Raw genomic sequence first — 18,279 nt, forward strand, 5'->3', positions numbered from 1 at the left:
CCGGAAACTGACCTCCCGAAACAACTAATCCTTAACCGGCTAATCCCCGGCATCCCGGGCTATTAGCCGGATAATGCTATGACAACGCCGTGATGGAGAACTTCTTCGGACACCTCAAGGAAGAGTTCTTCCACCACGTCCGGTTCCTCAACACTGACGCACTGGCAGCGGCCCTGCACGAGTACATCCGCTGGTACAACAACGACCGGATCTCGACAAAGCTCGAGGGCCTGAGCCCGGTGCAATACCGTGCCCAGACCCTCGCGGCCTAGTATCTATTTAGCCAGTCCAACTTCCGGGGAGCAGTTCACATGGACGGGGCCTTCTTTGTGCTAGCTGCGGGAGCTAGTGGCTAAGGCTCTTGTGCTCTTCGGCGGACTCGATGGCCTCATGGTGGCCGTGTCCGTGAGCGGCTTCAAGCTCGGCCGGGGTTGCCGGGGCAACACGGTCTTCGAAGAACCACTTGGACAACGCCGCGCGGCGCTTCTCCTTCGGGGTGACCACGCCGTGCTCGTTCGGTTCGGCCGGCAATGGGGAAGGCGACTCGAAGCCCACAAGCTTGTAGTGCTTGTAGTCGTCCAGCGGTGCGTGTACCTCGATGAACTCGCCATGCGGCAGGCGCACGATGCGGCCCGTTTCCCGGCCGTGCAGGGCAATCTCGCGGTCCTTGCGCTGCAGCGCAAGCGCCACACGCTTCGTGACCATGAACGCAATGATCGGGCCGATGAAGAACAGCGTGCGCAGCCAGTACGTGACGTCGTTCAGGGCAACGTGGAAGTGCGTTGCGATGAGGTCCGAGCCGGCAGCGGCCCACATGACGCAGTACCAGGTGAAGCCTGCGACGCCAATGGCAGTGCGGGTAGGAGCGTTACGCGGACGGTCCAGAACGTGGTGCTCGCGGTTGTCCTTGGTGATCCAGCGTTCGATCCACGGGTACATGAACAGCACCGTGAAAATGATGCCGGCAGGAACCAACGCGGGCAGCAGCACATTCAGCGTCAGCACGTGGCCGAAGATGATGTATTCGAAGTGGAAGTCGTTGACCACACCAGGCATGAGTCGCAGGGCACCATCGACGAAGCCGATGTACCAGTCAGGCTGGGTACCTGCAGACACGGGGGAGGGGTCGTACGGCCCGTAGTTCCAGATCGGGTTGATGGTGAACATCGCAGCCATGAGCGCGACGACACCGAACACGATGAAGAAGAAGCCGCCGGCCTTGGCAGCGTAAACCGGTCCGAGAGGGTAACCAACGACGTTGCCGTCGTTGCGGCCCGGGCCGGGGTACTGGGTGTGCTTGTGCACAACCACCATGAACAGGTGGATGACGATCATCAGCAGGATCATGGCTGGCACGAGGAGGATGTGCAGCACGTACAGGCGGCCGATGATGGCCGTACCCGGGAACTCGCCTCCGAAGAGGAAGAACGAGATGTACGTTCCGATTACCGGGATGGACTTGATGACACCGTCGATGATTCGCAGGCCGTTACCGGAGAGCAGGTCATCGGGAAGAGAGTATCCGGTGAAGCCTTCAGCCATGGCCAGGATGAGCAGGACGCCGCCCACTACCCAGTTCATTTCACGCGGCTTGCGGAAAGCGCCCGTGAAGAAAACGCGCAGCATGTGTACACCAAGCGATGCCACGAACAGCAAAGCCGCCCAGTGGTGGACCTGGCGGAAGAACAAGCCACCGCGAATGTCGAAGGAAATGTTCAGCGACGAGTTGTACGCGACGGACATTTCGACATTCGTCAGAGGGGTGTACGAACCCGAGTAATGGGTCTCTGCCATGGACGGGTCGAAGAAGAAGGTCAGGAAGGTACCCGACATCAGGAGAATGACGAAGGAATACAGCGCCACCTCACCGAACATGAAGGACCAGTGGTCGGGGAAGACCTTCCGGCCGAATTCACGCAGGATTCCGGATCCGCCGACGCGCTCGTCAACGAAGTCCGTGATCCGGCCAACCTTGGTTTTGGGTACGAAGGGGACTTCAGCTGTTGATGAGGCGCTCATGCTCGTCACGCTCCCAGTAACTCGGTCCTACAGGTTCTTTGAAATCGCTCGTGGCTACGAGGTAGCCCTCAGCGTCAACCGCGATGGGCAGCTGGGGGAGCGGACGGCTGGCGGGGCCGAAGATAACCTTGCATTCCTTGGTGAGGTCGAAGGTTGACTGGTGGCACGGGCACAGCAGGTGGTGCGTTTGCTGCTCATAAAGGGCAACGGGGCAACCAACGTGGGTGCAGATCTTGGAGTAGGCAACGATTCCGTTGTAGCTCCAGGTTTCGCGTCCCTTGGAGATCGTCAAGTCATCCGGGTTGAGGCGCATGAGCAAAACGACGGCCTTGGCCTTCGCGTTGAGCTTGCCCTCCTGGAGTTCGTTGAGGCCCTCCGGGATCACGTGGAATGCGGAACCGATGGTCACGTCCGATGCCTTGATCGGAGTTCCGTCGGGGTCGCGGGTGAGGCGCTTGAGCTTGCCGTCCTGGGGAGCCCACATGGTGTGCGCGAGCGTGTTGTCCGGGCGGGGACCCAGGTCACCGAACACTGCCAAGGCAGGGAGGGGCGCCAGTGCCACGGCACCCAGAAGGGTGTTGCGGATCAGCGGGCGACGCTTGATGCCGGTTTCCTCGACGATGTCCTCGACGATTCGCACGGCTGCCTGCCGGTCATCCTCGGTTCGGATGGCGTGGCGCTCTTCCGAAACCTCGTGGTCCGGCATGAGGGCCTTGGCCCAGTGCACGATGCCGGTGCCGATGCCGAGCATCGCAAATGCGGTGCCAAGGCCGAGCAACAGGTTTTGGGTGCGGATTGTTGCGATCGTGGAGTCTTGCCCAAGATCAATGGCAAAGTACGACACCAGGAAGATCACCGTGCCGATGACGGAGATGCCAAACAGTATGGCCACCTGTCGCTCGGCTCGCTTAGCGGCTCTCGGGTCCGTGTCAGCCAGGCGCAAACGGTGCGGAGGAAGCCCAGGATCCTGGAACTTCTCCACAACATTCTGACCAGCCGTAGCTACGGTGCCCGAGTGGTTCGGACTGCCGTCACTATGGTTGCCCATAATTCGCCTCATCCTTCTCTCGTTGTCCCGGCCGTAACCGGGTTAATGTTCAATTCAAAACTGCTGTGGGGACAGCAGAAGTTCTTTAGTGCGCTGGCCTAGGACGTACGCGACGTCAGCCAGATGGTGAAGGCGATGATGACGCCGAGGCCTGCAACCCAGACGAAGAGGCCTTCGGATACCGGACCCAATCCTCCGAGATCGTTTCCACCAGGCGAGCCGTTGGTTTCGATCTTCTTCAGGAAGGTGATGATGTCGCGCTTGCCTTCAGGAGAGATGTTGGCGTCGTTGAAGACGGGCATGTTCTGCGGACCAGTGGCCATGGCTTCATAGATGTGCTGGCCGGAGACGCCAGCCAGTGCCGGAGCGAACTTTCCACGGGTCAAAGCACCGCCGGCGGCTGCGGCGTTGTGGCACATCGCGCAGTTCACGCGGAAGAGTTCGCCACCCTTGGCGGCATCTCCCTTTTCGTCGAGCAGTGATGCGTCGGGAATTGACGGGCCAGCGCCGAGCGAAGCGACGTAGGCCGCAAGCTGCTGGGTCTGCTGGTCGTTGAACTGCCGCGGCTTTTCCTGGGCCTGGGGTCCGTTCATCTGCATGGGCATACGGCCGGTGCCAACCTGGAAGTCAACCGCAGCAGCACCCACGCCGACCAGCGAGGGGCCGTCCTTGGTTCCGCTGGCGCCCATGCCGTGGCAGGTGGCGCAGTTGGCGGCGAAAAGCTTGCCGCCCTCCTGGGCGTCGCTTGCGCTGAAGGTAGTGGTATCTGCCTTCGCCTGGTTGACCGTTGTGGCAACGGCGTAGAGCCCACCAGTGACGAGGAGTCCCATCAGCAGCAGCGCAATGGCTGCCAGTGGATGACGTCGCTTCTGCGAGAGTGCCTTCACGTGGTGGTTCCTTTATTCGATCCTGCGTCGGCTCCAAGAGCCGCTTCTTTAAAATTCATCCTCTTGTGGAACAAGAGTGGGTGCCGGGCTACTTCAGTACGTAGATGACCAGGAAGAGGCCGATCCACACAACATCCACGAAGTGCCAATAGTACGAGGTGACGATTGCCGAGGTCGCTTCGAAGTGCCCGAACTTCTTGGCGGCGTAGGCACGGCCAATAATGAACAGGAAGGCGATGAGGCCGCCGATGACGTGGAGGCCGTGGAAGCCGGTTGTGATGTAGAACGAGGAACCGTAGGCATTGGCCGAGAGCGTCACATGCTCGGACACAAGCATCGCGTATTCGGTGGTCTGCCCGGCAACGAAGAAGGAGCCCATGATGAACGTCAGGATGAACCATTCGTTCATGCCCCAGCGGGTGAACTGCAGCACACCACCTCGACGGCGCGGCTCAAGTCGCTCGGCGGCGAAGACACCCATCTGGCAAGTGAAGGAACTCGACACAAGGACGATGGTGTTTACAAGCGCAAACGGGAAGTTGAGCTTGCCGGTTTCTTCCGCCCACAAGGCGCCCGACGTGGAGCGCAGCGTGAAGTACATGGCGAAGAGACCGGCGAAGAACATCAACTCACTGGAAAGCCACACAACGGTTCCAACGGAAACCAAATTGGGGCGATTCAGCGTCGGGTGCGCCGGGGTACTGGGGGCATGGGTCGCAGATGTCACAAGGACATTATGTCTGTAAAAGTCCGGACTTCCCAATGCGAACCGCCATTTGGGGAGACTTTTTCTACAAACACGCGAATTCGCGCGGAAAAGTTCCCGGCGTCCTTAGCATTGGTCACGGAGCAGGGTGGATCGCTAGCATCAAGTGGTGACTTCACAGGCATCTGCAGAGCAGGCAAGCAACTCGTGGCCCGGACTCATCTCCGCATTGATCAACGGGCATGACCTCTCGGTCGGGAACACGGCATGGGCCATGAACACGATCATGTCCGGAGAAGCCGCCCCTTCCCAGATTGCCGGTTTCCTGGTTGCCCTGCGCGCCAAGGGGGAAACGGTGGAAGAGGTCACCGGACTGGTGGAGGCAATGCTCTCCAACGCCAAGCCCGTGAGCATTCCGGGTGAAAAGCTCGACATCGTAGGCACCGGCGGCGATCGACTCAACACGGTCAACATCTCGACCATGGCTGCCCTCGTGGCGGCCGGCGCGGGAGCGCGTGTCGTAAAGCACGGGAACCGGGCGGCATCGTCGTCGTCGGGCTCTGCCGATGTCCTGGAAGCCTTGGGCGTGAGGCTCGACTTGCCGATCGAACGCGTAGCCCGCAACGCCGAAGAGGCGGGAATCACCTTCTGTTTCGCCCAGGTGTTCCACCCGTCGTTCCGCCATACCGGTGTGGTGCGGGCGGAGCTTGGCATTCCCACGGCCTTCAACTTCCTGGGACCCATGACCAACCCGGCCCATGTCCAGGCTTCGGCCGTGGGTGTTGCCAACGCCACCATGGCTCCCTTGATCGCAGGGGTCCTTGCCCGGCGGGGGAGCCGCGGATTGGTATTCCGCGGGGAAGACGGACTAGATGAACTCACCACTACGGGTCCATCCACGGTATGGGAAATCAGGAACGGGCAAGTGAGCGAGCAGCGGTTCTCGCCCGCGGATCTGGGGATCGCTGCGGCGACCGTCGCCGATCTTCGAGGCGGCGACGCAAAGGCGAATGCCGCCGTCGTACGCGAAGTGCTTGACGGGAAGCCGGGCCCGGTCCGGGACGCGGTGTTGCTCAACGCCGCCGCAGGCCTGGTGGCCTTCGACACTGCAGCCGACGGACCGTTCCTGGACCGCATGAAGTCGGCCTGGCTGCGGGCTGCGGAATCCATCGATTCCGGAGCAGCCATCCGGGTCCTCGACACGTGGGTGGGACTCACCCAAAGGTAGGCAAGGCGCGCGGCTTCAGGCGGTTACTGCTCGAAGCCCAGTGAAAACGCCGCGTCCAGATCATGCTGCGAGTAGGCCCTGAAGGCGATATGGGTGGTGGTGTGCACCACCGCGGGAACCTTGGAGAGCTTGTCGGCGATGACGTCCGCCAACTCCTCATGCTTCGCCACGCGTGCCACGGCAATAAGGTCCCATTCCCCTGTGACGGAGTAGACCTCGCTGATTCCTTGGATGGCCGAGATCTCCTCGGCCGTCTCCGGGATGCGTGAAGCGTCGGTCTTGATCAGGACAAAAGCGGTGATCACTGGGGGCGGCCTTTCCGAAGTGCGGCAGTGGACGTAGCAAGCCTAGTCCATCGGCCGGTGCTTAGGACCGGCGGCTCCGTCGACGGGCACGCACCACGAGGGCGATCACGGCGCGGTAGCCGAGGAGCAGAATCGCCAAGCTGATCAAGGCGACAATGATGAACGCGAGCACCACGGTCTGTCCGGTAGCCGCACGCAAAAGCATGCCCCCGGCCACGGTTCCAATCCATACGCCGACGCCGGCCGGCCAGATCTGCAGGGGTGCCCGCCAGGCCCGCACGGCAAGCCATCCGATCGCGGCACCGGCAAGAAACGGCCATGCCGTGGAAAAGACCCCGGTCACCACATCGGCGCGCTGGTGTGCGTCGCGGCCGATGGCCGCGAAAACAAGAACGAGAATGGCGTCGGCCAGGCCGGCGATGAGGGCGGTGCGGGGCAGGGCGGGTTTTGCAGCAGGCATGGAAACGACACTATCCCGCACTGATGCCCGAACTCGAACCGAAAGTCCTGCGCATGCCACTAGGCTCTTAAACCGGCACCTCTTGAACCCGCACCCTTGAACCAGCACCTCTTGAACCAGGATCGAGTACCGCGGAAGATGTGGCTACGACACGTGAAGCGACGCCAACCTCCGGAGGTGCAACATGAAGTTGATCCAGGTTGCCCAGCGGGCGGTGGACCTCGACCGGGCATCGGCGTTCTACTCCCGGTTGCTGGGCAGTGCGCCGAGCGGAAGATTCGATCCGCCTGGCCTGCTCTTCTTCGATCTCGACGGCGTCAGGCTTCTCCTGGATCGCGGCGCTCCGTCGTCGCTGATCTACCTCGACGTCCCGGATCTCCGGCTCTCTGTTGAAGACCTACGCGCCTCGGGAACGAAGATCGTCCAGGAGCCACAATTGGTCTACAGCCATGTCGATGGAAGCCTCGGGCCAGTTGGAAGCGATGAGTGGATGGCCTTTATCAAGGACAGCGAGGGCAACACAGTCGGGCTGGTCGGCCGGCAGGCAAGCGGCAGCTAGGAAGCGGGGCCCCGGGAGCTGACAGCCGCCGTCGGGCAGGAAAAAGTTTGCCTGTAGATGGTCCCGGCGGGCGCTGTTAGCATGACGAAAAGGTAGCTGATCGTGCTGCCCCCAAACACCGAGGAGCCATGTAATGACCACGAACCTCAACCCCTACATCAGCTTTCGGGACAACGCCAAGGAGGCCATGGCCTTCTACCAGTCGGTCTTTGGAGGCGAGTTGACCCAAAGCACCTTCGCGGAGTTCCACGCGAGCGAAGACCCCGCCGAGAGCGACAAGATCATGCACTCGGCGCTCAAAACAGACAAGGGATTGCTGCTCATGGCCGCAGACACCCCCAATAGCATGGACTACAGCCCGGGAAACAACATCTCGGTGTCGCTCAGCGGCGACGACGAAGCAGAACTTCGCGGCTATTGGGACGGGCTGGTCGACGGCGGGACGGTCACCGTGCCGATGGAGAAGGCGCCGTGGGGAGACATCTTCGGGATGCTGACCGATAAGTTCGGCATTGCCTGGCTGGTCAACGTGTCGGGGGAGCAGCCTCAGTAAGCCAAGAACAGAAGCGCCCTCCGCCGCGCAATGCGGGACGGAGGGCGCTTTCTGTCTTATCGGGCTATCCGACCGGGTTGGTCGTTTGGCATGTCTGGTCTTGGGCGGTCTGGGCAACCACGTCATTGGGCTTAGGGGCCGGAAGCGTCGGCTTGTTGCCTGCGGCGAAATCTTGCCCGGCGTAGAGCTGGACTCCCTGGACGCTGGCGACCTGCTGCACGCTCGTCGCCGGCAACCCGAACATTGCGGCGACGTCCGCGGCAACGTCGGCAAAGCCTGCACCGTAGTAGACCATGGTCTGCGGCCGGGAGTCGGCTTGGATCCTGGCCAGCTTCGTAAAGCCTCCGGCGGAGAGAAGCGCTCCGATCTCCTGGCTTCTGCCGGTCACGCCCGTTCCATTGGCAACGGTGATCGGTTGAAGCGCCTTGTCGTATCCGGCCTTCGACGTTTCCGTGGAGGGAGCAGGGGACGCCGCGGCGCTTGGTGCGGGCTGGCTGAGGTCGGGGCTCTTGGTCAGGGCAGCAAAGAAGTTGCCCGCAGCCGGTTGGTCGAGGTCGAGCCGGTTGGGATCGGACGCGGCAGGGACATTGGGCACGGTGATGAAGTTGACCTTGGCCGGGTCAATGTTTTTCAGCCTGCCCGCGATGGTCAACAAGGCCGGAACCGAGGCGAGACCGTTGTCGACGGTGAGGTTCTTGGTGACCGTATCGGCGATGCCCAGCATCTTTTGGGGGTTTCCGAGCGTGCCGTCAGCTTTGAGCTTCCGCACGAGGGAACCAAGGAACGATTGCTGGGCCTTGATCCGTCCGAGGTCTCCGCCGTCGGAAAATGCATGGCGGGTGCGCAGGAAGGCAAGTGCCTGGTCACCTTCCACCTGTGAGGTGCCCTTGGGCAAATGCAATCCGGAGTCGGGGTCGTTGACGGCGGTGCTCACACAGACGTCGACGCCGCCGACGGCTTTGGATAGTTCGGTCACGGCGTTGAAGTCGGCCATCATGAAGTGGTCAACTTCCAAACCCGTGAGCTTGTTGACGGTGTCAACAGCGCAGCCGATGCCTGCCTCGGCCATCGCGCTGTTGATCATCGCATTTTGCCGTTCAGGGTATTGCTTGCCGGTTTTGTTGTCAGTACAGGCCGGCACGTCGACCAACAAGTCGCGCGGGAAGCTGATCACGTTGACATGGTTGTTGTCCGCGGAAATATCCAGCAACATCATGACGTCCGATTGGCCGTAGCCGGAGGATTGGTCCGTGGTGCCGAACTGCCCGTTCTTACCGCTCCTGGTATCGGTACCCAGAACGAGGATTTGGAGACGGTCCTTGCTGTCGTCCACCGGTCCTTCCGTCCTGACGCCACCGGCACCGAGTGCGGACGATGAGATGTTGGACTGAAGGCGCCATACCCAATACCCTCCAAACGCGATGACTGCGATCAGCAAGACGGCCACTGCGGCGCTGGTGATTTTGAACCAGCGGGGCGAACGGCGAAAGCTGAACCGCCGGCTGCGGGCAGCCAGTTTTCCCTGGCCCGGGTAGGCAACAGGGGGTGACTGACCCGGCTCCGGGCTGGGTGCATCGTGGCGAGTGACCAAAAGGGAACTACCTCTCCAGGGGAAATACGGACGGCCCTATTGTAGCCGGGGGCTCTGGGAAGCTTCCGTGAGGCCCGCGGCAGCAGGGCAGATGCCGCGCAATGATTCAATGGGAACATGACTCTGAGTTCACTTGCGGCGTTCGTCGGATTGTGCGTGATTTTGGCCCTCACACCGGGCCCTGACTCGTTCCTCGTCCTGAGGTACAGCCTGTCGAACGTCAAGGCCGGCCTCTCGGCGGGCCTCGGGTCCTCGCTCGGCAGCATCTTCTGGGCAGGGCTTGTCGGCATAGGATTGGCGGCCCTTCTGGAGCAGTCGGCCGAGGCATACAGGGTAGTGAAAATCATCGGTGGCCTGTATCTGGTTTACCTAGGGATCAGCGCCTTTATCCACAGCCGGCGAGGACAGCCAGCCCACCAGGAACAGGACTCTGTCGAGGCGGGCCCCAAACTGTGTTCGACTTTCCTGGCGGGACTTGTTTCGTGCATGCTGAACCCCAAAGTGGGCCTGTTTTTCCTCGCTGTGGTGCCCCAGTTCCTTCCTCCGGGGGAAGCGTCTTTTGGACTGACGATGTTGCTAGGAGTCATCGATTTCGTCATTTCGATGCTCTACCTCGGCGTCCTGTCCCTGGTGGCGACCAAAGCGGTTCTCTGGCTGAAGAGGCCATCTGTGACGAAAGCACTCGAACGGACGTCTGCCGCGATCCTCACGGCGCTTGGCCTGGGGACTGCGGTTTCGGCAAACAGCTGAGCGGGGATGACGCGCGCCTTTGCGTCATCCCTTCTGATCATCGCGGCGTTTCTCGAGGGGCGCACCCGTTGCCGTCCAGTGCTTCCGCCGTCGGGCTCAATGCTCCGCGGCGACGGCCGGAACGCTGCGGTCAAACGCCGTCAGGAGAACCATCGAGGCGCCGATTGCGACCAGGATCCACGCCAAAGTGTGGAAACCGGCGTCGGTGGCGGACGGCCCGAAGGCGATGCCAATGAGGCTGGAGGAGCCGATCGCGCCCAAGTACATTGACGTCCGCAGCAACCCGGAGGCCACCGCGATCTCCGCGGCAGTTGTTTGCAGGTATAGCGCCGCCTGATTCGCGAAACTGCCGAAACCGTTGGTCAGGCCCAGCAGCAAGGTCATTCCAATGAGCAGCCCGACGCCGGAGCTGTGGTTCACGAGCAGCATCACGCCTGCGGAAAGCGTCAATGCGACGCCTGCAAGGATCAACGGCCAGCGGACCCACGCCCGGCTGGAGACGACCCGTGCCACGACAATGCTCAGCAGGCTTAACGGAATCAGAATCAGCCCCACCGCCGCGGGGTTGAGCCCCATACTTTGTTCCATCCACTGGCTGGTCCCGTACATCGAGGCATACGTGGCCAGGGCGGCCAGGATCGTACGCAGGTAGGTACGCTGCAGCGGTCCGTTCCTGCCCAGCATCCGGACGTCGATCAGTGGACTGCCCGCACGCCGCTCCCGCAACAGCAGCACCCCCGCGAGCACCACGGCCAGCACCGCAAGCCACCAGGCCGGCGTCGTGAGCGCCGAGAGGAACACCAGCAGCGAGACAATCGCACCGGCGAAGAGGGCGATCCCCGGCAGGTCCAGCATGGTGAGCAGGCTAACCAGGCCCTGTTTGCGCACCGGCGCGTCTTTCGCTACTCCAAGCAAAGTGAAGGTGAAGGCCAGCAGGGCCAACGGAATGTTGAGTGCGAAAAGGGCCCGCCAGCCGAACGCGCCGGCCAGCACTCCGCCGAGCGGCAAGCCGACGACGGCGGTCACCTGGGCCGCGATCGAAAAGTTGCCCAAGACGCGGCCCGGTACGCCAATGCCGGACTCGTCGGCCCGCCGGCGGACCAGCGCCATCGCCGTCGGGTAGCACGCTGAGGTTCCGATGCCGATGAGTGCCCGCGAAATGAGCAGCACGCCCAGGTTGGGCGCCAGCACTCCGACGACTCCGGCCAGCAGAAGGATAGCGACGCCGGAAAGGAACACCCGCCTGGGCCCGAAGAGAACGGAGAGTTTCCCCATGGTCGGTTGGGCCACTGCGCTGCATAGATACAGGACGGAAATGAGCCCGGCGGTGGCGCCCGGACTCGACCGGAAGTCAGCCCCGATGCCCACCAGCGCGGTGGCCATCATCGAACTGTTGATCGGGTTCAGGGTGGAGCCAAGCAGCAGCGGTGCCGTGAACCTCCAGCCGAGCGGGTTTGACGGCGGGTTCCCGTGGCCTGCAGCCGGAGCGCCGGCCGCGTTCCGTGGGGGAGTCAGCCCTCGGCTGCCCGTGGCAGCTGAGGGGCTCGATGGTTGGGCGGCGTCCCGCGCGGTCACGACCGGGTGGCTTTGAGCACGTCCAGGATTTCCTGCGTCGTGCCGGTCTCGCCCAGCCGGGGAAAAATCGTGCTGACGGAGTTTTCGTGGGCGTTCATGGTCAAATCAGTCATCGCGTCGAGTGCGAGGGTGACGTTAAAGCCGGATTCGTGGGCGCTCCGCGCAGTGGATTCCACGCCAATGCTCGTGGCGACACCCGTCAGGACAACTTGCGTTACTCCGAGGTCTTCCAAGAGCGTGCCAAGACCGGTGTTGGTGAAGGCGCCCCAGGTCTTCTTCGTGACAAGGTGATCGCTCGGTTGCTGGTTCAGTTCGGGCAGGAGTTCGGCGAAATCGGCGGGGAACTCCCTTCCTGCAGTGCTGCCTTGATCTGTCCGGCCCGGCGCGCCGCCGGTGACGTTCACCAGTACCACGGGCAGTCCGTGGCTGCGGAAGGCGTCAGCCAGTGCAGCGGAGTTCCGCACGATTGGCTCAAGGGGATGAGCCTTCGGGGACGCAACGATTCCCCGCTGAAGGTCAACGATGATGAGGGCGGTCTGTGGGTCCAACGTGGTGATGGGCATGGGTATCACGGCTCCAGAAGGCGTTTGAGTAGGTGGATAGCGCCGGGCAAGTGTTCCTGCTCGTCCGGCGTGAGTTTGGACTGGATGGTGCGGTAGAGCCAATCAGCTTTGGCCGCCCGGCTGGCGCTGATGCTCCTCCGGGCTTCGGTTGTGAGGGACAAGATCCGCTGGCGGCCGTCTGCCGGATCAGGGCCGCTCTCAACGAGTCCTGCGCTGGAAAGGGCGGAAATGATGGCGCCCATGGACTGGGGACGCATTCCCTCTGCGCGGGCCAGCGCGGACAGGGTGGCCTGACCGTCGCGATCCAAATGGATCAACACGGCCTTTTGCGCATTCGTCAGGTTGTCCACTTGGGTCGGGTTGTCCACTTGGGACTGCTCACGCAGCCGCCTGGTCAACTGGCCAATGAGGACACGAAGCTCCGCGGCAGCTTCGAGCATGCCCGTCGCGTCTGTATCCGGGTGGGGGTTCATAACAACGACGCTAGCAGATAGTAAGGCAAACTGAAAAGGTTGCCTTACTATCCTGGTTTTGTGGGGCCTGGACTGGTTATGTGGGCTCGGCGATCTCCACGGCTTCTCCACTCACGACAATTCCGCCTTGCGGGGGAATGTCGACCATGAGGACACTCGGGCGGCCGACGTGGCTGCCTTGGTGCACAATCACTCGGGTTGGGGTCTCCACGAGCGAAAGCAGCCGGAGGTATGCGCCGAAAGCCGCGGCGGCTGAACCTGTCGCCGGATCTTCAGTGATGGTTCCCACGGGGAAAAGGTTGCGCGAGTCGAACTCGCCGCCAGCAATCTCGCAGAGCGTCGTGACGGTGCCGGCCCAGCCCTGGGCATCCATCAGCGCGCGCATGGCATCCGGGTTGAACACGTAGGAGTCGAAGGTGCTCCGTTCGGCGAAGACCAGGATGGGGTGCCAGTTTCCGGCGAAAGCGACCTTCGGAGGGTAGCCCGGGTGCAGTTCGCTTTGGCCCACGCCGAGCAATCCGAGCAGGGAATCCAGGACGCCGTCGGAGAACTCGGCAATTTGGGGTTCCACGCTCGTGAAGCTTGCCGTGACCTCAGTGCCGCGGCCCGCCGTCTCAATCACCACGGGCCCTACCTCGGTGTCGAATACAAAGGTTCCCGCACCGTCGCGTCCTGAGAGCGCGACAGCCAAAGCGATAGTCGCGTGGCCGCAAAACGGTACCTCGGCGATGGGGGAGAAGTACCGCACACGGTTTCGGCGGGCGTCCCCGTCAACGGCCATCTCGGTGACAAAGACCGTTTCCGCGTACCCGATCTCAGCCGCGATTGCCTGCATCCGTGAGTCGTCCAGGCCGCTTGCATCCAGGACCACTCCTGCCGGATTTCCTCCTTCGGGGGTATCGGTAAAGGCGGCATAGCGCAGCACATCCGGGGTCTGTTCCATCCGGATATCGTCGCACGGAAGCCGCCGCCATGACCGAATTCAGCGTTCGACGGCGCTACCGGGCAAAGGGCGTAAAGGCTTGGGAGAATGAGGGCACGTAGCGTGGATCCAGAAGTGGTCCGCGGCCGTTGTTCGACGGGGTGAAACGACATGAGGTTGACGACAACGACCAACGTCTCAGTGGACGGCGACCTGCTGGTCCCGGGCAGCGGCGTCCTGGTCCGATGGCTGCTCGCCAACGACTTCGTCGACTAACTCGATTTGCTCACCTATCCCGTGATCGTCGGCCAGGGCACACGGTTGTTCCCCGAATCCGGTCCGGACCGGGCGCTCGAGCTGCTCAGCTCACGTACAACGCCCCGGGGCATCACCATCCGGAGTTATCGACCCGCCGGGCGTTCGGAGTACGCAACATCCACGGTGGATCCGGAGGATGTGTTCTGAGGCAGCCGGTGTGTGGCAAGCGTTGCGGCGTGAATATGGACTCGAAACGATCGCGGTTTGGATCCTGGTGGGGGAGGAGCCCCATGATGGACCAGCGGAGCCCCGCCGGGAATTCCGCCTGGTGGGCAGCGTAACGCCACAACGAGCGCCTGCTATTTGCTTTTGAAGCTGAGCGTGTCCACTCCAGCCGTCCAGGTCAGAGTGTCCTTCACGAACGACATTTCTATGGGGCGACTGAGGAATTGCGTGACCCATTGCTCCTGAGCAGAAGACTCGCCGGCGCAGCCCATTGCTCCAGCCGCGAGTTTGCCGAGTGTGAGAGTGTTCGCTGTGATCGTCGCCGGTCCACTGATCGGATTGCACGGGGTTTTCGCCGCGAACTGAAGCACCCCGTTGACGGAATACAGTTCCACTCTCAGCCCGCCTGCCGCCACCCAGGGCAGGGTGACGCCGTCGGATGTCCCCGAAATGCCGACGTATTGCGAACATGGGGCGGACGGCAGGAACGACGTGCACGTAACCACTGGAGGCGTGGAAACGGTCGGGGAAAGCGCTGGGACGTCCGGCCTTGTTTCGCCTACCGGGCCCGATGCACAAGAAGTCATTAGCAGGACGAAAAATAGTAGGCGAAAAGTGTTTTGCCACAATCGTGAATGCTTCATCGAATCCCCCTGAAGTGGAAGCTGATCGGAGCGTATACGTGGTCGGCGGCTTTGTCACTGGGCTTCGTTCGCCGGTTTGGTTGCCACTGCGCCCCGGGGAGAAGCGGGGGTCTGGCAGGACCGATTTCGGCACCTGTGCGGCCGTCGGAAGAAGCGGATGTATTCGTAGAAACGGGCGAACGGTCTTTCGCTACTTTACATAATGTACATTATCGGCGTTAAAACCACGAGAGTGGGAGTAGCTGTGAGAACCCGTTCCATTGTCGATTGCCAACCGTCCAGCCGCTCGGTGAGCTCAGCGAAACGGACAAATGGACTCCTACTAGAACTAGTAGCCCATCGCCTCAATTTGTGACGCAGAAGCTTTGAAAACCCTGAAACCGGTCGAGGAGCAGCTCCCCGGAAAACAGCCGATGCCCCTCAAAACGTCCACATTTCCACGCCCTGCCATTGTCAACGGCATCTTCGTCGCCAACAATGAAGCATGCCGGTCTACGTGAGGTCTCTGGAAACTGCCGTACCGCCCACAGTGCTTGTGCAACCACAGGCGCGCGACGTTTTTGCATCTCAACCCGGCCTGACACGGCTTGGATCCCGGCTGGTGCGAACCTGTTTTGATTCAGCAGCGATCGATACCCGATTCACCGCCGTCGCCGAATTGTCCCTTGATAACCACTCCGAGAATCCCTCGTTCTTCGACCCTGCCACGGGCCGTGTACTTAGCCCCAGCACCAAAGTCCGCAACGAAATCTTTGCCGTCGAAGCCACCAAATTGTTCATCGAGGCCGCCAAGGCCGCCGTCGGGAAATGTCCCGATATCGATTTACTTGACATAACCCATGTCATCACTGTTTCCTGCACGGGATTTTTCAATCCCGGCCCCGACTACAAAGTAGTCCGGGCCCTCGGACTCAGCCCGGCGGTACAGCGATATCACCTCGGCTTCATGGGTTGCTACGCAGCGTTCCCCGCCCTCCGCGCAGCCCGGCAGTTCTGCCAGGCCGACCCCTCTGCCGTCGTCCTCGTCATCTGCGTGGAGCTTTGCTCGCTCCACGTCCGGACCTCAAACGATCCGGACACCATCATGGGCTCGGCGATCTTTGCGGACGGCGCGGCAGCCGCCGTCGTGACTTCCCGCGAACCCGAAGGGCCGGACCCGGTGATCAGGCTCGATCACTTCGAGACTGTCCTGACGCCAGTCGGCGAAGAAGCCATGGCCTGGAACATCGGAGACGAAGGATTCGAAATGGTTCTCGGCACGTACGTGCCCCACATCATCGAGGAACACATCACAGGCGCGCTCGAACCGCTGCTTGCCCGGGACCCCTCCCTGGCCGGACTCCCCTACCGGGACATTACACATTGGGCCATCCATCCCGGCGGCCGCAGCATCCTCGACAAAGTCGAATCGAAGCTTGAACTCACCGAAGAGCAGATGATTCCCGCCCGCGACGTCCTTCGCGACTACGGCAACATGAGCAGCGCCACTGTGCTCTTCGTCTTGAAACACATCCTGGGACAAACTCCGGCAGAGCGGGAGGAACGCATCTGTTCCATGGCATTCGGGCCCGGCCTCACGGTGGAGACGGGACTGTTCACCAGGGTTTCCCCGACCCTGTGATGCCGGGTCTCTGATGCTCGCCCACCCCCGCGCTGGCGGCTTTCTCGGCGAACGGGATGTGACCGCGGTGGAAGACATGGACCGTCCCGATTGCGAGCTTGACCGGCTCAACCGGAGTTACGCGCGGTTTCCGATCGTCAACGCCGTAGTTTCCGGCTGGCGGGCCACCTACAGCTCACGGATCAAGCCTTTGCTCACGACGGCGGTGCCCACCACGGTCCTTGACATCGGCTGCGGCGGTGGAGACGTCGCCCGTAACCTCGCTCGTCGTGCCGCGGCGGACGGCTATCAGCTGGAAATCACCGGAATCGACCCGGACGAGCGCGCCTTCCAGTTCGCCAACTCCGCTCCGCCGGTGGAGCGCGTGAGCTACCGGAAGGCCCTCAGCTCGGAGCTCGTGTCAGAAGGTCGCACATTCGACGTCGTTATTTCCAACCATGTCCTGCACCACCTGACCACCCCGGAACTCGCCGCCTTCCTTCACGATTCCGAACAGCTTTGCGGCCGGATCGCCCTGCACAACGACCTCAAACGCAGCCGCATGGCCTACGCACTTTTCTGGGCAGGATCCTGGCCCCTCGGCATCGGTTCCTACATCCACGGCGACGGCCTCACGTCCATCAGGCGCAGCTATACCGCGGCGGAACTCCGTGCGGCCACTCCCCCGGCCTGGACGGTTGAACCGAGCGGCTTGTGGCACAACCTGCTGGTCTACCGGCCCGGCGAGGTCCATGATGTTTGACGTCGTGGTGGTTGGAGCCGGACCTGTCGGGCTATATATGGCAGCCCTGCTGCTGCAAAACGGGCACCGCGTCGCGGTTCTCGAAAGGCGCGCGACGTCGGGCCGCCAGACGCGCGCCATAGGAATCCATCCTCCCGCCCTGGCGGCCTTGGACGCAGTAGGTGCCGCACATCCCTTGGTCTCTTCCGGGGTCCGCATCACCCACGGTGCGGCTTACAGCGGTGGCAGGAAAGTTGCCGACATGGACTTCGCCCGCCCCTCCGCCGAGTACCCCTTCATCCTTTCCGTTCCGCAATACCTCACCACCCACGCCCTCGAGTCCAGGGTGATCGACCTCGATCCGGGAGCCCTCCACCGCGGGGTGCAGGTTGAGGAAGTCGTCGACGACGGCGGACACCTGCGTCTGCGGGGACAGCAATCGGGGGCTCCGGTGGAATTTCTAGGCCGCTTCGTAGTGGCCGCCGACGGTGTCCATTCCGCCGTCCGTGAGGGACTGGGTTTGGAGCCGCGTCTCCGCACCTATCCCGACTACTACGTCATGGGCGATTTCCGGGATGAATCGACGTACGGCGACAACGCCGTCCTCTTCCTTGAGCCCGGAGGAATCGTGGAGTCATTCCCCCTGCCCGACGGCATCCGCCGGTGGGTGGTCCGGCTTGGCGCGCCGTGCCAGGAACCCACTCCCCATGCGCTCGCCGCACTTATCAAGAAGCGGACCGGCAGCGCGGTGGATTCCGCAAGCAATACGATGATCAGCGCGTTCGGCGTCACCTCCCGGATGGTCTCCCGCATGATCCACGGACGGGTCGCCCTGATTGGAGACGCCGCCCATGAGATCAGCCCGATCGGCGGCCAAGGGATGAACCTGGGCTGGTTGGACGCCGTTGCCTTGGCGCCGATCATCAGCGAAGCATTGCGAACATCCGCGGGAGGCCCTGCCACCAAGGAACTCGCTGGATTCGAGCGGGACCGGCAGCGTGCAGCGAAGAAAGCCATCTGGCAGGCCAGCCTCAACATGGCGCTGGGCCGCCCCTTGCCCCCGAAGGTCCTCAACGCAAGGAACGCGGTGATCGGCCGAGCCATCACCTTGCCGATGTTCTCGGAGCTTGTTGCCCGTAGATTCACGATGCATTGACACTAAGCTCAATCC

At 62.3% G+C, this 18,279-nt stretch carries 20 protein-coding genes and 1 pseudogene; 9 read left to right on the forward strand and 12 right to left on the reverse strand.

Annotated features, from left to right (window positions below):
* Window positions 1-74: 74 nt before the first annotated feature.
* Window positions 75-272: pseudogene (locus AC3WJU_RS10685) on the forward strand (IS3 family transposase); the annotation flags it as partial.
* 73 nt (window positions 273-345) lie between these two features.
* On the opposite strand, the gene qcrB reads toward AC3WJU_RS10685, so the two are convergent.
* The 4 genes from qcrB to ctaE all read right to left on the reverse strand — a co-directional run bounded on the left by qcrB (window position 346) and on the right by ctaE (window position 4,681).
* Window positions 346-2,019, reverse strand: coding sequence for a cytochrome bc1 complex cytochrome b subunit (gene qcrB / locus AC3WJU_RS10690; RefSeq protein WP_059390000.1), 1,674 nt, complete (start codon window positions 2,017-2,019; stop codon window positions 346-348).
* The gene (qcrA, locus tag AC3WJU_RS10695) at window positions 1,997-3,067 is read right to left on the reverse strand and encodes a cytochrome bc1 complex Rieske iron-sulfur subunit (protein ID WP_284989026.1); all 1,071 of its coding nucleotides are present in this window, start codon (window positions 3,065-3,067) and stop codon (window positions 1,997-1,999) included. The genes qcrB and qcrA overlap by 23 nt, the downstream gene beginning before the upstream one ends.
* 98 nt (window positions 3,068-3,165) lie before the next feature.
* Window positions 3,166-3,954, reverse strand: coding sequence for a cytochrome bc1 complex diheme cytochrome c subunit (qcrC, locus tag AC3WJU_RS10700; RefSeq protein ID WP_059389999.1), 789 nt, complete (start codon window positions 3,952-3,954; stop codon window positions 3,166-3,168).
* Window positions 3,955-4,042: 88 nt separating this feature from the next.
* Entirely contained in the window at window positions 4,043-4,681 is a 639-nt protein-coding gene (ctaE, locus tag AC3WJU_RS10705) for an aa3-type cytochrome oxidase subunit III (RefSeq protein ID WP_084784675.1), read from the reverse strand.
* A gap of 148 nt (window positions 4,682-4,829) precedes the next feature.
* Here ctaE and trpD point away from each other — a divergent pair, with 148 nt between their 5' ends.
* On the forward strand, window positions 4,830-5,888 hold the full coding sequence (gene trpD, locus AC3WJU_RS10710) for an anthranilate phosphoribosyltransferase (protein ID WP_306959843.1): 1,059 nt from the start codon (window positions 4,830-4,832) through the stop codon (window positions 5,886-5,888).
* Between the two features lie 23 nt (window positions 5,889-5,911).
* Here trpD and AC3WJU_RS10715 read toward each other — a convergent pair whose 3' ends face one another.
* Together AC3WJU_RS10715 and AC3WJU_RS10720 are read right to left on the reverse strand one after the other, a co-directional pair.
* Complete coding sequence (locus tag AC3WJU_RS10715) at window positions 5,912-6,193, reverse strand: Lrp/AsnC family transcriptional regulator (protein ID WP_078108932.1); 282 nt, start codon at window positions 6,191-6,193, stop codon at window positions 5,912-5,914.
* Window positions 6,194-6,254: 61 nt separating this feature from the next.
* Window positions 6,255-6,653, reverse strand: a complete 399-nt coding sequence (locus AC3WJU_RS10720; protein WP_492259837.1) for a DUF3054 domain-containing protein — start codon at window positions 6,651-6,653, stop codon at window positions 6,255-6,257.
* 184 nt (window positions 6,654-6,837) lie between these two features.
* On the opposite strand from AC3WJU_RS10720, the gene AC3WJU_RS10725 reads away from it, so the two are divergent.
* Both AC3WJU_RS10725 and AC3WJU_RS10730 read left to right on the forward strand, forming a co-directional pair.
* Entirely contained in the window at window positions 6,838-7,212 is a 375-nt protein-coding gene (locus AC3WJU_RS10725) for a VOC family protein (RefSeq protein ID WP_284989029.1), read from the forward strand.
* A gap of 133 nt (window positions 7,213-7,345) precedes the next feature.
* Complete coding sequence (locus AC3WJU_RS10730; RefSeq protein WP_284989030.1) at window positions 7,346-7,765, forward strand: VOC family protein; 420 nt, start codon at window positions 7,346-7,348, stop codon at window positions 7,763-7,765.
* Between the two features lie 64 nt (window positions 7,766-7,829).
* Here the strand turns inward: AC3WJU_RS10730 and AC3WJU_RS10735 are convergent, their stop codons facing one another.
* Window positions 7,830-9,356, reverse strand: coding sequence for an LCP family protein (locus AC3WJU_RS10735; protein WP_370872076.1), 1,527 nt, complete (start codon window positions 9,354-9,356; stop codon window positions 7,830-7,832).
* Window positions 9,357-9,473: 117 nt separating this feature from the next.
* Here AC3WJU_RS10735 and AC3WJU_RS10740 point away from each other — a divergent pair, with 117 nt between their 5' ends.
* The gene (locus AC3WJU_RS10740) at window positions 9,474-10,106 is read left to right on the forward strand and encodes a LysE family translocator (protein WP_492259838.1); all 633 of its coding nucleotides are present in this window, start codon (window positions 9,474-9,476) and stop codon (window positions 10,104-10,106) included.
* A gap of 96 nt (window positions 10,107-10,202) precedes the next feature.
* Here the strand turns inward: AC3WJU_RS10740 and AC3WJU_RS10745 are convergent, their stop codons facing one another.
* From AC3WJU_RS10745 to AC3WJU_RS10760, 4 genes are all read right to left on the reverse strand, one after another.
* Window positions 10,203-11,681: an MFS transporter gene (locus AC3WJU_RS10745; protein ID WP_492259839.1), complete on the reverse strand. Its 1,479-nt coding sequence runs from the start codon at window positions 11,679-11,681 to the stop codon at window positions 10,203-10,205.
* Window positions 11,678-12,244: a cysteine hydrolase family protein gene (locus AC3WJU_RS10750; RefSeq protein ID WP_059389994.1), complete on the reverse strand. Its 567-nt coding sequence runs from the start codon at window positions 12,242-12,244 to the stop codon at window positions 11,678-11,680. Before AC3WJU_RS10750 ends, AC3WJU_RS10745 begins: the two co-directional genes overlap by 4 nt.
* 5 nt (window positions 12,245-12,249) lie before the next feature.
* Window positions 12,250-12,717, reverse strand: coding sequence for a MarR family winged helix-turn-helix transcriptional regulator (locus AC3WJU_RS10755; RefSeq protein ID WP_492259840.1), 468 nt, complete (start codon window positions 12,715-12,717; stop codon window positions 12,250-12,252).
* 76 nt (window positions 12,718-12,793) lie between these two features.
* Window positions 12,794-13,660, reverse strand: coding sequence for a PhzF family phenazine biosynthesis protein (locus AC3WJU_RS10760; protein WP_492259841.1), 867 nt, complete (start codon window positions 13,658-13,660; stop codon window positions 12,794-12,796).
* A 261-nt stretch (window positions 13,661-13,921) separates the two neighbouring features.
* Between AC3WJU_RS10760 and AC3WJU_RS10765 the strand changes: the two genes are divergently transcribed.
* Entirely contained in the window at window positions 13,922-14,104 is a 183-nt protein-coding gene (locus tag AC3WJU_RS10765) for a hypothetical protein (protein WP_492259842.1), read from the forward strand.
* A gap of 152 nt (window positions 14,105-14,256) precedes the next feature.
* Here AC3WJU_RS10765 and AC3WJU_RS10770 read toward each other — a convergent pair whose 3' ends face one another.
* On the reverse strand, window positions 14,257-14,517 hold the full coding sequence (locus tag AC3WJU_RS10770) for an META domain-containing protein (RefSeq protein ID WP_492259843.1): 261 nt from the start codon (window positions 14,515-14,517) through the stop codon (window positions 14,257-14,259).
* Between the two features lie 733 nt (window positions 14,518-15,250).
* Here AC3WJU_RS10770 and AC3WJU_RS10775 point away from each other — a divergent pair.
* The 3 genes from AC3WJU_RS10775 to AC3WJU_RS10785 are packed head-to-tail and all read left to right on the forward strand — an operon-like array spanning window position 15,251 to window position 18,264.
* Complete coding sequence (locus tag AC3WJU_RS10775) at window positions 15,251-16,387, forward strand: type III polyketide synthase (RefSeq protein ID WP_284989038.1); 1,137 nt, start codon at window positions 15,251-15,253, stop codon at window positions 16,385-16,387.
* A 13-nt stretch (window positions 16,388-16,400) separates the two neighbouring features.
* Window positions 16,401-17,129, forward strand: coding sequence for a class I SAM-dependent methyltransferase (locus AC3WJU_RS10780; protein ID WP_492259844.1), 729 nt, complete (start codon window positions 16,401-16,403; stop codon window positions 17,127-17,129).
* Window positions 17,119-18,264, forward strand: a complete 1,146-nt coding sequence (locus AC3WJU_RS10785; RefSeq protein ID WP_492259845.1) for an FAD-dependent oxidoreductase — start codon at window positions 17,119-17,121, stop codon at window positions 18,262-18,264. The genes AC3WJU_RS10780 and AC3WJU_RS10785 overlap by 11 nt, the downstream gene beginning before the upstream one ends.
* Window positions 18,265-18,279 lie beyond the last annotated feature (15 nt).

It is taken from the genome of Arthrobacter sp. FW306-1B-F12A (assembly GCF_058781865.1).